Raw genomic sequence first — 13,797 nt, 5'->3', positions numbered from 1 at the left:
CGAGAATGCGTTTTTATTTTAAGGAACGAGCAATGGAAAAAAATAAACATCAGGGAGAGGGGACTATTCCCGCCATATCCCGGCGTCAGTTTATTCAGGCAGGATCGGCGCTCGCCGCTCTGCCTTTTGTCGTCAAAACCGGCAAAGTACAGGCACAGGGCGCGGCGGTTTCAGACACTACGCCTGAAGAAAAAGTGGTGCAAACCTGTAGTACGTTTGACTGCGGCGGCAAGTGTGATATTCGTGCTCACGTCAGTGAGGGCGTTGTGACCCGAATTTCTACGCGTCCGGATAACGCATTGGATCCGCAAATGCCCGTAATGCGCGCCTGCGTGCGTGGCCGGGCTTATCGGAAATTTGTTTACCATCCCGATCGGCTGAAATACCCAATGAAACGTGTAGGGAAACGTGGCGAAGGAAAATTCGAGCGTATTACCTGGGATGAAGCCACCACCCTTATTGCGAATCAATTAAAAACTATTACGCAAAAATACGGTGCGGCTTCACGCTATGTTCATGTGGGCACCGCTGTGTCCGGCGGGACTTTTTCCGGCGATAAAATGGTTCGTCGTCTGCTCAACTTAACCGGCGGCTATCTCGAAAGCTATCACTCGGTCAGTATGGGTAACACGGCGGCAGCAACGCCGTATACCTATGGCACCGCTGCCAGCGGCAGTTCTCTGGACACGCTGCTGGACACCAAACTGGTCATCCTCTGGGGACATAACCCGACGGAAACGATCTTTGGTCACAGCAACCACTTCTACCAGAAGATGAAGCAAAACGGCACTCGCTTTATTGTTGTCGACCCTCGCTATTCCGATACGGTTTCCTCCCTGGCCGATCAGTGGATCCCGCTGCTTCCCACCACGGACAACGCCCTGATGGACGCGATGATGTATGTGATCGTCACGGAGAACCTGCACGATCGCGACTTTATTCAGCGCTACACCCTGGGCTTTGACGAAGACACTATGCCAGAAGGCGTTCCGGCCAATGAATCCCTGATGGCTTACCTGAGCGGCGCAAAAGATGGCGTGGCGAAAACGCCCGAGTGGGCAGAGAAAATCACTCACGTGCCTGCACAAACAATTCGGCAACTGGCGCGCGACTACGCAACCACCAAACCCGCTGCGCTGATCCAGGGCTGGGGACCGCAGCGTCATAACTGCGGCGAGCGCACCGCGCGCGGCTCGACGTTGCTGGCTACGCTCACGGGTAACGTCGGGGTGAAAGGCGGTTGGGCAGCGGGCTATGGCGGCTGCGCAAACCGGAAATTTGCCGCCGGACCAGAAATGCCGGACAACCCGGTCAAAGCCAAAATATCGGTGATGAACTGGGTGCAGGCCGCCGACGATGCCTCTCAGGTCACCGCGGACGTCGGCCTGAAGGATGCCGAAAAGCTGGACAGCAATATCCGCATCCTGTTCTCGCTGGCGGGAAATTATCTGGCTAACCAGAACCCGGATCTTCATCAGGCAACCCGTGTCCTGGAAGACGAGTCGAAAATTGAGTTTATCGTCGCAAGCGATCTGTTTATGACGCCGAGCGCCCGATACGCCGACCTTCTTTTGCCGGAAACCAGCTTTATGGAACGCTGGAATATCGGCGAAACCTGGGGCACGGCAAGCTATCTGATCCTGTCAGAAAAGCTCATTGAACCTGAATTTGAACGCCGTTCAGACTACGACTGGCTGCGGGAGGTCGCCGCTAAGCTTGGCGTCGAACCCGCGTTCAGTGAAGGGCGTGACGAAAAAGCGTGGATTGAGCACATCTGGGAGCAGACGCGTCTTTCCATGCCTGACGAAAACCTGCCGGACTTCGCGACGCTACAGAAGACGCGTCAGCACCTTTTCAAAAGCGCGCCGTTCGTCGCCTTTGAAGACAACATTCGCGATCCGCAGAATCATCCGTTTCCGACGCCGTCCGGAAAAATTGAGATCTTCTCGAAGCGTCTGTACGACATGCATCACCCGGAAATTCCGGCGCTGTCGCACTACGTGCCTGCCCATGAAGGGCCGGAAGACGCGCTGGCGAAACGCTTCCCGCTCCAGCTGATTACCTGGAAAGGAAAAAACCGCGCTAACTCCACCCAGTACGCCAACCCGTGGTTAATTGAGGCGCAGCAGCAAAAGCTGTGGATCAACCCGCAGGATGCGCAAAAACGCGGCATTGCGCAGGGAGATACCGTGCGTATTCATAACGCGCGCGGCATTTGCGAGATCCCGGCGGAGGTCACGCCGCGCATCATTCCAGGCGTTGTGGCCATGCAGGCAGGTGCCTGGTGGCAGCCGGACGAGCAGGGTATTGATAAGGGCGGCTGCGCGAACGTGCTCAGTTCCGCACGTATTACCGCGCTTGCGAAAGGGAATTCCCATCAAACCATGCTGGTGGAGGTAGCTAAAGCATGAGTCAGTTTAAACATTACGCACCGGTAAGCGACAAACAGCTGGGTTTTTATATCGACTCTTCTCGCTGCTCGGGCTGCAAAGCATGTCAGGTGGCGTGCAAAGATAAAAACAACCTTGAGGTCGGACGTCGTTTCCGTCGCGTGTACGAAGTTAATGGCGGGAGCTTTATCCCGACCGGGCAGGGTGGCGTCAGCAATAACGTTTTTGCCTACACGCTCTCTATCTCCTGTAACCACTGTGCCGACCCAATCTGCACCAAAAACTGTCCGACCACTGCGATGCATAAGCGTCCGGGGGACGGTATTGTGCGCGTAGATACTGATAAGTGCGTCGGCTGCGGCTACTGCGCGTGGTCATGCCCTTACGGCGCGCCACAGCTCAACGAGCAGACCGGGCAGATGTCCAAATGTGATTTCTGCGTGGATCTACAGGCGAAGGGGGAACAGCCTGTCTGTGTGGCAACCTGTCCTCTCGAAGCGATTAAATTCGGGCCGATTGATGAACTGCGGGCGAAGTATGGTGCGGTCTGTGATGTGAAAGGCTTGCCTGATTCCTCCATCACCAAACCGAACCTGGTGATCAAAGCGCATCAGGGCGCAGAGAAAGAGGGGAAACGTCATGCATGAGTTACCGCTGCTGATTTTTACGCTGTTCCTGCAAGGATCGGTTGGCGTTACGCTGTGGCTGGCCTTCGGAAGCACGCAACGCAGCGTGCTGCTGCCGGCTGCCGGAGCGTTTGTGTTGGCCAGCCTCGGTCTGCTCGCCTCCGCGTTGCACATGGGCTATCCACTTAATGCGTTCAACGCGCTGCGTCACGTATCCAGCTCCTGGCTGAGCCGTGAGATTATCTTTGCCAGTCTTTATCTTGCGGCACTTGGCCTCGCAACGCTGCTGATGTTTGTCAAAAAACCAGGCTGGAAGCCGCTGTTGGTTGTGGCAGGTCTTGTCGGGCTGGTGGATGTGTTCTGCATGGCGCAGATCTACATGCATGCATCCGTGGTGACGTGGCATCACATTAATACCCTGGTGCTGTTTATCGGTTCGGTGGGAATTATCGGTTCAGCCTGCATGGCCGTTGGGGCACGTTCCCAGACTCGCGTGCGAACGGCGATTGTCATTATCACGCTGCTGGTGATTGCACGTCTGGTGATGCAGCCCGTCTGGCTGGCAGATATTACGGCTATGGACAACACCGTTGTGACGTTCCCACACGCACCGTTACAAATGCTGGAGCAACTGCGAACCGTGCATCTGCTGAGCTGGTGCGTTTCCGTTGCGGGTATGCTGTGCTTTGCTGCGGGCGGCTTAAAAGCGGCGCGAGGCACAATGCTGTTGGGCAGCGCCTTGCTGATTGTGGGTGAGCTAATGCTGCGCTTTGTTTTCTTCAGTATTGGCTGATGGGCGGATTAACCTTTGCCCCGGCGATGGACGTGACGCATGCGTGCGTGCGTCGCCGTTTTCGCCACTCTTCCTGCTGCGCCTGCGCGGACGTCTGTCCCGTGCAGGCTTTTTCTTTTAACGACACCGGCGTCTCGGTTGATGACAGCCGCTGTATTGAATGCGGTGACTGCCTGTTTGTCTGCCCCGCTGAAGCCATCACCGGCATCACGCCGCGAAAACGTTTTCTGTGTGGCGATACGCTTGTTGGGCCTTTTACTGACCGTGCGCCAGGGGTGAATGAGCTTCTGCTGTGGCACGCGCAGCACCACGTTCGTTTTATCAGTATCGACGCGGAGCAGAATCCTGACTGGTTGCTGGCGATTGCCCGGCTGAATCTGGCGCTTCGTCGACGTGGTGAAGCAGCGTGGGCGTTTAAACATATACCCGTCAACGAGGTAAATACCGCCCGGCGTGCGCTGATGCACGTTCCCCGTGAGGATGTCCGGGTCTGTTGCGTCGTGCCCGGTCAGCGAGAACGGCGCAGGGCGTTTTCTGCGTTTAGCGAGGCAGAGATAACTCTCGATACCGAATCCTGCGTACTCTGCGGCGCGTGCTGGCGGAGTTGTACGGAAAACGCGATTCGGTTTGAGAACGCTGAACTGGTCGTGGAAACCGGACGCTGTACGGGGTGTGGCGGCTGCGAAGCGGTATGCCAGCATGCGGCGATAAACGTGACGCAAACAGACGGGACAGCGAAAAGCGTGACCATACCGGCATATGAAGCCGTTTGTTTGACGTGCCACCGCCATTTCTGGTCATTTAGTTCTGATGAAAAGCAGTGTCCGCTCTGTTTTCACCATCAGTACGGCATGCGAAATACGAGCTGTTGCTAATCTTCGTCTCATTTTAAAAAAATGTTATGCATAACCATAGGCAATGGCGCTATTGCTCTTTATAATCCGCGCCACACCATACTCAGGTATGCAAAAACAACAGAACATTTTACAGAGGTTATCAATGGCTATTGAACGTACTTTTTCCATCATCAAACCAAACGCGGTGGCAAAAAACGTTATTGGCAGCATCTTCGCTCGCTTTGAATCAGCAGGGTTTAAGATCGTTGGCACCAAAATGCTGCACCTGACCGTTGAACAGGCTCGCGGTTTCTACGCTGAGCACGAAGGTCGCCCATTCTTTGACGGTCTGGTCGAGTTCATGACTTCTGGCCCAATCGTGGTATCCGTACTGGAAGGCGAAAACGCGGTACAGCGTCACCGCGATCTGCTGGGTGCAACCAACCCGGACAACGCGCTGGCAGGTACTCTGCGCGCTGACTACGCAGACAGCTTCACCGAGAACGGCACCCACGGTTCCGACTCTGTTGAATCTGCTGCGCGCGAAATCGCGTTCTTCTTTGCAGAAGGCGAAGTGTGCCCGCGCACTCGCTAATAATTTCGTAAATGCCGCGTGCAAACGTGGCATCCCTGCGCCAGACTTTGTACAATGCAACGCCCCGGACGAGCAGACTGCTTACCGGGGCGTTTCTTTTCAACCCACCAAGGGCCACAACGTGTAACAACGAGGCCGGAAAAAATTATGTCTGAATTAGTGAATACCTCCGAAGTCGCCATTCCTGCGGTTCCCAATAAAAATGGAAAAATTAACCTGCTGGACCTGAACCGTCAGCAGATGCGCGAGTTCTTTAAAGAGATGGGCGAGAAGCCGTTTCGTGCCGATCAGGTCATGAAATGGATGTACCACTATTGCAGCGACAACTTTGATGACATGACGGACATCAACAAAGTGCTGCGCAATAAGCTTAAAGAAGTGGCGGAAATCCGCGCACCGGAAGTGGTGGAAGAGCAGCGCTCTTCAGATGGCACTATCAAGTGGGCCATTGCCGTTGGCGATCAGCGTGTTGAAACCGTGTATATCCCGGAAGACGATCGCGCCACGCTGTGCGTCTCTTCTCAGGTGGGCTGTGCGCTGGAGTGTAAATTCTGCTCTACGGCGCAGCAGGGCTTTAACCGTAACCTGCGCGTATCGGAAATTATCGGCCAGGTCTGGCGTGCCGCGAAAATCGTGGGTGCAGCGAAAGTCACCGGTACACGTCCAATCACCAACGTGGTGATGATGGGGATGGGTGAACCGCTGCTCAACCTGACCAACGTCGTTCCGGCGATGGAAATCATGCTCGACGATTTCGGTTTTGGTCTGTCCAAGCGCCGCGTTACGCTCTCTACTTCCGGCGTTGTGCCTGCGCTGGACAAACTGGGTGACATGATTGACGTTGCGCTGGCCATCTCCCTTCACGCGCCAAACGACGCCATCCGTGACGAAATTGTGCCGATCAACAAAAAGTACAATATCGAAACTTTCCTGGCTGGCGTGCGCCGTTACCTGGAGAAATCCAACGCTAACCAGGGCCGCGTGACCATTGAATACGTGATGCTGGATCATGTTAACGACGGTACCGAGCATGCACATGAGCTGGCTGAACTGCTGAAAGATACGCCATGTAAGATCAACCTGATCCCATGGAACCCGTTCCCGGGCGCGCCGTATGGCCGTAGCTCGAACAGCCGTATCGATCGCTTCTCAAAAGTGCTGATGGAGTATGGTTTCACCACCATCGTACGTAAAACGCGTGGCGACGATATCGACGCAGCCTGTGGTCAGCTGGCGGGTGACGTTATTGACCGTACCAAACGTACGCTGCGTAAGCGTATGCAGGGTGAGTCAATCGCGGTTAAAACCGTTTGATTATTATGCAAACACGGCGCATTTTTTGCGCCGTGAAGCATTAATTTACTGAATAACCAGCCACAATCATCACGACTGATTAATAATTACGGTGCGTTTCATACGACTTTCGGGCAGTATGTAACGACGTAACAACAGTTTAGCGTGAAGGCCTGCCAGCGCTGTCATCTGCGGCCCGACAGTCTTATACTGTTTGTTCCAGGTTAACTGACCTAAAGTTTCGCGGTGCGGGTGGCATTGTGACTCACCGGCACCTGAACCCTTATTTTCACGTACCAGTAGTTGTAGCGAATGAATACTGAAGCCACTCACGATCAAAATGCAGCACTCTCCACTGGCGTTCGTCTTCGCAACGCCCGTGAACAACTCGGACTCAGCCAGCAAGCCGTTGCAGAACGCCTGTGCCTGAAGGTTTCCACCGTTCGCGACATTGAAGAAGATAAGGCGCCCGCCGATCTGGCTTCAACGTTTCTGCGCGGTTATATCCGTTCTTACGCCAAACTGGTTCATATTCCTGAAGACGAATTACTGCCGATGATGGAGAAGCAGGCGCCTGTGCGTGCGGCAAAAGTTGCGCCGATGCAAAGCTTCTCTTTGGGTAAACGTCGTAAAAAACGCGATGGCTGGCTGATGAGCTTTACCTGGCTGGTCCTGTTCGTGGTTGTCGGCCTGACGGGCGCATGGTGGTGGCAAAACCACAAAGCGCAACAGGAAGAGATCACCACCATGGCCGATCAGTCCTCCGCTGAGCTTAATCAATCTGGTACTAACGGCGCGCAAAGCGTGCCGTTGAGCACCGAAGGGGCTGCGACCTCCAGCGAACCTCAGGCGGCAGCAACCAGCACGCCTGCAACCGAGCCAGCGGCGACGCCAGAAGCGACGGCGAATACCGCACCAGCCACCCAGGCCCAGGATCAGAACGCGGTCGTATCACCTTCTCAGGCCAATGTTGATACCGCCCCTGCGGCAACGGCACCGGCAGATAACACCGCAGCGTCACTGCCAACTGACCCGGCGGGTACGGCGGCACCTGCCGTTGACCCGAATGCGCTGGTGATGAATTTCACGGCTGATTGCTGGCTGGAAGTGACTGACGCGACAGGTAAAAAGCTGTTCAGCGGCCTGCAACGTAAAGATGGCACGTTAAATCTAACGGGCCAGGCACCATACAAGCTTAAAATCGGCGCACCGGCAGCGGTACAGATCCAGTATCAAGGAAAACCTGTCGATCTGAGCCGCTTTATCAGAACTAACCAGGTTGCGCGTCTTACCGTTAATGCCGAACAATCAGCAGCACAGTAACAGACGGGCAATGCGGGAGATTTTACATGCATAACCAGGCTCCTATTCAACGTAGAAAATCGAAACGGATTTACGTTGGGAACGTGCCAATCGGCGATGGGGCGCCTATCGCCGTCCAGTCGATGACCAATACGCGTACTACGGATGTAGAAGCGACGGTTAATCAAATCAAAGCATTAGAACGCGTCGGCGCGGACATTGTTCGCGTCTCAGTGCCGACCATGGACGCCGCTGAGGCGTTCAAACTGATCAAGCAGCAGGTGAGCGTTCCGCTGGTTGCCGATATTCACTTCGATTACCGTATCGCGCTGAAAGTCGCTGAATACGGTGTCGATTGTCTGCGTATTAACCCAGGCAACATCGGCAACGAAGAGCGCATTCGCATGGTGGTTGACTGCGCCCGCGACAAAAACATTCCAATCCGTATCGGCGTAAACGCTGGCTCTCTGGAAAAAGATCTCCAGGAAAAGTACGGTGAGCCGACGCCGCAGGCGCTGCTCGAATCCGCCATGCGTCACGTCGATCATCTGGATCGCCTTAACTTCGATCAGTTCAAAGTGAGCGTGAAAGCGTCTGACGTTTTCCTGGCCGTTGAATCGTATCGTCTGCTGGCAAAACAGATCGATCAGCCGCTGCACCTTGGCATCACCGAGGCGGGTGGGCTGCGCAGCGGCTCAGTAAAATCGGCAATTGGTCTCGGCCTGCTGCTCTCTGAAGGCATCGGTGACACGTTACGCGTCTCCCTGGCCGCCGATCCGGTGGAAGAGATCAAAGTCGGTTTCGACATCCTGAAATCACTGCGTATCCGCGCGCGTGGGATCAACTTCATCGCCTGCCCAACCTGTTCACGTCAGGAGTTTGACGTGATCGGCACCGTGAATGCCCTGGAGCAGCGTCTGGAAGACATCATCACCCCGATGGACGTTTCCATCATCGGCTGCGTGGTGAACGGTCCGGGTGAAGCGCTGGTGTCCACGCTGGGCGTTACCGGCGGTAACAAGAAAAGTGGTCTCTATGAAGATGGCGTTCGTAAAGATCGTCTGGATAATAGTGATATGATCGACCAGCTTGAAGCCCGCATTCGCGCAAAAGCGACGATGATGGACGAAGCGCAGCGCATCAGCGTTCAGCAGGTTGAAAAATAACGTGATGGGAAGCAGGCTGCTTCCCATGTATGATTGAACCCATTCTTTGGGTTCTTTTTTGTATATAGAAAGAGAATAAACGTGGCAAAAAACATTCAAGCCATCCGCGGCATGAACGATTATCTGCCTGGCGAAACCGCCATCTGGCAGCGCATTGAAGGCACACTGAAGCAGGTGCTCGGCAGCTACGGTTACAGCGAAATTCGTTTGCCGATTGTAGAGCAGACCCCGTTATTCAAACGCGCGATCGGCGAAGTAACCGACGTGGTTGAAAAAGAGATGTATACCTTTGAGGACCGCAACGGCGACAGCCTGACCCTGCGCCCTGAGGGGACGGCGGGTTGCGTACGCGCCGGCATCGAACATGGTCTCCTGTACAATCAGGAGCAGCGCCTGTGGTATATCGGCCCGATGTTCCGCCACGAACGTCCGCAAAAAGGCCGCTACCGTCAGTTCAACCAGCTTGGCGTGGAAGTGTTTGGTCTGCAAGGACCAGATATCGATGCCGAACTGATTATGCTGACTGCCCGCTGGTGGCGTGCGCTCGGTATTTCTGAGCACGTTTCCCTGGAGCTGAACTCTATCGGTTCTCTGGAAGCGCGTGCGAACTATCGCGATGCGCTGGTGGCGTTCCTGGAACAACACAAAGAGAAGCTCGACGAAGACTGTAAGCGTCGTATGTACAGCAACCCGCTGCGCGTACTCGATTCCAAAAATCCTGACGTACAGGCGCTGCTGAACGATGCGCCAGCGCTGGGTGACTACCTGGATGAGGATTCCCGCGAACACTTTGCTGGCCTGTGCAAGCTGCTTGAAGCGGCGGGCATTGCTTATACCGTTAACCAGCGTCTGGTGCGCGGTCTGGACTACTACAACCGCACCGTATTTGAGTGGGTCACCACCAGCCTCGGTTCGCAGGGCACCGTCTGTGCTGGCGGTCGTTATGACGGACTGGTCGAGCAACTGGGTGGTCGCGCAGCACCGGCTGTAGGCTTCGCGATGGGCCTTGAGCGACTTGTTTTGCTGGTTCAGGCAGTTAATCCGGAATTTAAAGCCGATCCTGTTGTCGATATATACCTGGTGGCCTCAGTTGCGGATACACAGTCTGCGGCGATGCAGCTTGCCGAACGCGTGCGCGATGCGCTGCCGGACGTAAAGCTGATGACCAACCACGGCGGCGGCAACTTTAAAAAACAGTTTGCTCGTGCCGATAAGTGGGGCGCAAGTATTGCACTGGTGCTGGGTGAGTCCGAAGTGGCCAACGGCGAAGTGGTGGTTAAAGACCTGCGCTCTGGTGAGCAAACTACGGTAACGCAGGATGGCGTTGCGGCGCACTTGCGCACTCTATTGGGCTAAGGAGAAGGACTGCGTGGAAATGTACGAGAACGAACACGACCAGGTTGATGCGGTTAAACGCTTCTTTGCTGAAAACGGCAAGGCACTGGTTGTAGGGGTTATTTTAGGTGTTGGTGCGCTGGTTGGCTGGCGTTACTGGAACAATCATCAGGCTGACTCTGCTCGCGGTTCATCCCTGAACTACGAAAACACCGTTAGCGCAATCCGTGCCGATCAGCCGCAAACGCTGACGGCTGCGGAGAAATTTGCCGCTGACAACAAAAACACCTACGGTGCGCTGGCTGCGCTGGAAGTGGCTCAGCAGTATGTTGATAAAAACGAACTGGACAAAGCCGCTGCGCAACTGTCTCAGGGGCTTGCTGCTGCCAGTGACGAAAATCTGAAAGCGGTGATCAATCTGCGCCTGGCACGTATTCAGGTTCAGCAGAAAAAAGCCGACGACGCGCTGAAAACGCTTGATACCATCAAAGGTGATGGCTTTGCCGCTATTGTCGCCGATCTTCGCGGTGAAGCACTGCTGAGTAAGGGTGATAAAGCGGGCGCGCGTAAAGCGTGGCAAGCTGGCGTGGATAGTAAAGCTTCACCTGCGCTGAGCGAAATGATGCAGATGAAAATAAATAATTTGTCCGTCTGAGAGGGACCCAATGCAATTGCGTAAATTACTTCTGCCAGGACTGCTTTCTGTTACGTTATTGAGTGGTTGTTCACTGTTCAGTGGCGAAGAAGACGTTGTCAAAATGTCCCCGCTGCCGACGGTTGAAAACCAGTTCACTCCGTCCACCGCCTGGGACACCTCCGTGGGTGATGGTATTGGCGATTTTTATTCCAACCTGCACCCGGCATTTGCTGACGGCGTGGTCTATGCGGCCGATCGCAAAGGCACCGTTAAAGCGCTGAACGCTGATGACGGAAAAGAAGTGTGGTCCATTAACCTGGCGGAAAAAGACGGCTGGTTCTCCCGTAAACCTGCGCTGCTTTCTGGCGGCCTGACCGTTGCCGGCGGTCACGTGTATGTGGGCAGCGAAAAAGCGCAGGTTTACGCGCTGAATGCCAGCGACGGTTCGGTTGCATGGCAGACCAGCGTTGCCGGTGAATCCTTGTCACGTCCGGTTGTCAGCGACGGCCTGGTGTTGATCCATACCAGCAACGGCCAGTTGCAGGCGCTGAACGAAGCCGATGGTCTGGTAAAATGGACGGTTAACCTGGATATGCCAGCGCTGTCTCTGCGTGGTGAATCTGCTCCGGCGACTGCATTTGGCGCCGCCATTGTGGGTGGTGACAACGGTCGTGTCAGCGCAGTACTGATGCAGCAGGGCCAGATGATCTGGCAGCAGCGTATTTCCCAGGCGACCGGTTCAACTGAAATCGACCGTCTGAGTGACGTGGACACCACGCCGGTCATCGTTGACGGTGTGGTTTACGCGCTGGCGTATAACGGCAACCTGACGGCGCTGGACCTGCGTAGCGGTCAGATCATGTGGAAACGTGAGCTGGGTTCCGTGAACGATTTCATTGTCGACGGCAACCGTATTTATATGGTGGATCAGAACGACCGTCTGCTGGCGCTGAGCACCGAAGGTGGCGTGACGCTGTGGACGCAGAGCGATCTGCTGCACCGTCTGCTGACCGCACCGGCACTGTATAACGGTAGCCTGGTGGTGGGCGACAGCGAAGGCTATATGCACTGGATCGATCCAGAGAATGGCCGCTTCGTGGCGCAGCAGAAAGTGGACGGCTCAGGCTTCCTGACCGACCCGGTTGTGGCTGACGGCAAACTGCTGATTCAGGCAAAAGACGGCACGCTGTACGCGATCACGCGTTAATTACACGGCGGTTGTAGTATACTAAACGGCTCCTGTTCACTCAGGAGCCGTTTTGACATTTTTAAAAACGCTGCGAAAGCGACGTTATTTTGAATTTTATGAGGCTTCAAACATGGTACCTGTGGTCGCGCTTGTCGGGCGCCCTAATGTTGGAAAATCCACTCTTTTTAACCGTTTAACACGCACCCGTGATGCGCTGGTTGCGGATTTCCCGGGGCTGACGCGTGACCGTAAGTACGGTCGTGCAGAGGTGGAAGGACGCGAGTTCATCTGTATCGATACCGGGGGTATTGACGGTACGGAAGACGGCGTAGAAACCCGCATGGCAGAGCAATCTCTGCTGGCTATCGAAGAAGCGGATGTGGTTCTGTTTATGGTGGATGCGCGCGCTGGCCTGATGCCCGCGGATTCTGCTATCGCTAAACATCTGCGTTCACGCGAAAAGCCAACCTTCCTGGTGGCGAACAAAACTGACGGCATTGATGCCGATCAGGCCGTTGCGGATTTCTGGTCTTTAGGTCTGGGTGATATTTATCCTATCGCGGCCTCGCATGGCCGTGGCGTCACCAGCCTGCTGGAAACCGTTCTGCTGCCGTGGGTTGATGAAGTAAACCCGCCGGAAGAGGTGGACGAAGACGCCGAATACTGGGCACAGTTTGAAGCCGGAGAGGAAGGCGAGGAAGAGCCGGAAGATGACTTCAACCCGCAGGATCTGCCGATTAAGCTGGCTATCGTTGGTCGCCCAAACGTAGGTAAGTCTACGCTTACTAACCGTATTCTGGGCGAAGAGCGCGTGGTGGTTTACGACATGCCAGGCACAACGCGTGACAGCATTTACATTCCAATGCAGCGCGATGAACGTGAGTACGTACTTATCGACACTGCAGGGGTGCGTAAGCGCGGGAAAATCACCGATGTAGTGGAAAAATTCTCGGTGATCAAAACACTTCAGGCGATTGAAGACGCCAACGTGGTGCTGCTGGTTATTGACGCACGTGAAGGTATCTCCGATCAGGATCTCTCTCTGCTCGGCTTTATTCTTAATAGCGGGCGCTCACTGGTTATCGTCGTCAACAAGTGGGATGGCCTGAGCAATGAAGTACGCGAACAGGTGAAAGAGACGCTGGACTTCCGTCTGGGCTTTATCGACTTTGCCCGCGTTCACTTCATCTCTGCCCTGCACGGCAGCGGCGTAGGCAACCTGTTCGAATCCGTTCGTGAAGCCTATGACAGCTCTACCCGCCGCCAGAGCACGGCGATGCTGACCCGTATCATGAACATGGCAGCAGAAGATCACCAGCCGCCGCTGGTGCGTGGCCGTCGCGTGAAGCTGAAATATGCCCACGCCGGGGGGTATAACCCGCCTATCGTGGTGATCCACGGTAACCAGGTGAAAGACCTGCCGGACTCCTACAAACGCTACCTGATGAACTACTTCCGCAAGTCGCTGGACGTGATGGGTACGCCTATCCGTATTCAGTTCAAGGAAGGGGAAAACCCGTTTGCGAATAAACGTAATACCCTGACGCCGAACCAGATGCGTAAGCGTAAGCGTTTGATTAAGCACATTAAGAAAAGCAAATAATTCTTACCGAACTCACTAAAACCCGCGCCTGT

The 13,797-nt window shown here is 55.0% G+C and carries 12 protein-coding genes; all 12 read left to right on the top strand.

Annotated features, from left to right (window positions below):
* Nucleotides 1–32: 32 nt before the first annotated feature.
* The 12 genes from C3451_RS03900 to der all read left to right on the top strand — a co-directional run bounded on the left by C3451_RS03900 (nucleotide 33) and on the right by der (nucleotide 13,765).
* Nucleotides 33–2,411, top strand: a complete 2,379-nt coding sequence (locus C3451_RS03900) for a DMSO/selenate family reductase complex A subunit (protein ID WP_022649007.1) — start codon at nucleotides 33–35, stop codon at nucleotides 2,409–2,411.
* On the top strand, nucleotides 2,408–3,037 hold the full coding sequence (locus C3451_RS03895; protein WP_022649006.1) for a DMSO/selenate family reductase complex B subunit: 630 nt from the start codon (nucleotides 2,408–2,410) through the stop codon (nucleotides 3,035–3,037). Before C3451_RS03900 ends, C3451_RS03895 begins: the two co-directional genes overlap by 4 nt.
* Nucleotides 3,030–3,809: a DmsC/YnfH family molybdoenzyme membrane anchor subunit gene (locus tag C3451_RS03890; protein WP_032623777.1), complete on the top strand. Its 780-nt coding sequence runs from the start codon at nucleotides 3,030–3,032 to the stop codon at nucleotides 3,807–3,809. The genes C3451_RS03895 and C3451_RS03890 overlap by 8 nt, the downstream gene beginning before the upstream one ends.
* Nucleotides 3,809–4,684 carry a 4Fe-4S binding protein gene (locus tag C3451_RS03885; protein WP_045621488.1) on the top strand — a complete coding sequence of 292 codons (876 nt, stop codon included), beginning with the start codon at nucleotides 3,809–3,811 and terminating at the stop codon, nucleotides 4,682–4,684. The genes C3451_RS03890 and C3451_RS03885 overlap by 1 nt, the downstream gene beginning before the upstream one ends.
* A gap of 124 nt (nucleotides 4,685–4,808) precedes the next feature.
* Complete coding sequence (ndk, locus tag C3451_RS03880; protein WP_003860625.1) at nucleotides 4,809–5,240, top strand: nucleoside-diphosphate kinase; 432 nt, start codon at nucleotides 4,809–4,811, stop codon at nucleotides 5,238–5,240.
* 147 nt (nucleotides 5,241–5,387) lie between these two features.
* Complete coding sequence (locus tag C3451_RS03875; RefSeq protein ID WP_003860623.1) at nucleotides 5,388–6,554, top strand: bifunctional tRNA (adenosine(37)-C2)-methyltransferase TrmG/ribosomal RNA large subunit methyltransferase RlmN; 1,167 nt, start codon at nucleotides 5,388–5,390, stop codon at nucleotides 6,552–6,554.
* A 291-nt stretch (nucleotides 6,555–6,845) separates the two neighbouring features.
* On the top strand, nucleotides 6,846–7,856 hold the full coding sequence (gene rodZ / locus C3451_RS03870; protein ID WP_045621487.1) for a cytoskeleton protein RodZ: 1,011 nt from the start codon (nucleotides 6,846–6,848) through the stop codon (nucleotides 7,854–7,856).
* Between the two features lie 26 nt (nucleotides 7,857–7,882).
* The gene (gene ispG, locus C3451_RS03865) at nucleotides 7,883–9,001 is read left to right on the top strand and encodes a flavodoxin-dependent (E)-4-hydroxy-3-methylbut-2-enyl-diphosphate synthase (protein ID WP_003860619.1); all 1,119 of its coding nucleotides are present in this window, start codon (nucleotides 7,883–7,885) and stop codon (nucleotides 8,999–9,001) included.
* Nucleotides 9,002–9,082: 81 nt separating this feature from the next.
* Complete coding sequence (hisS, locus tag C3451_RS03860) at nucleotides 9,083–10,357, top strand: histidine--tRNA ligase (RefSeq protein WP_124304236.1); 1,275 nt, start codon at nucleotides 9,083–9,085, stop codon at nucleotides 10,355–10,357.
* A gap of 13 nt (nucleotides 10,358–10,370) precedes the next feature.
* Complete coding sequence (locus C3451_RS03855; RefSeq protein ID WP_032622338.1) at nucleotides 10,371–10,991, top strand: YfgM family protein; 621 nt, start codon at nucleotides 10,371–10,373, stop codon at nucleotides 10,989–10,991.
* Nucleotides 10,992–11,001: 10 nt separating this feature from the next.
* Nucleotides 11,002–12,180 carry an outer membrane protein assembly factor BamB gene (gene bamB, locus C3451_RS03850; RefSeq protein WP_022648999.1) on the top strand — a complete coding sequence of 393 codons (1,179 nt, stop codon included), beginning with the start codon at nucleotides 11,002–11,004 and terminating at the stop codon, nucleotides 12,178–12,180.
* A 112-nt stretch (nucleotides 12,181–12,292) separates the two neighbouring features.
* A complete protein-coding gene (gene der / locus C3451_RS03845; RefSeq protein WP_022648998.1) occupies nucleotides 12,293–13,765 on the top strand; it encodes a ribosome biogenesis GTPase Der in 1,473 nt (490 codons plus the stop codon).
* The last annotated feature ends 32 nt before the right edge of the window (nucleotides 13,766–13,797 follow it).

This window comes from Enterobacter sp. 301B, assembly GCF_003850715.1.
Lineage (GTDB): Bacteria > Pseudomonadota > Gammaproteobacteria > Enterobacterales > Enterobacteriaceae > Enterobacter > Enterobacter intestinihominis.
Note: the sequence above shows the minus strand (reverse complement) of the source record. Positions and strands in the feature narration are given on the sequence as shown.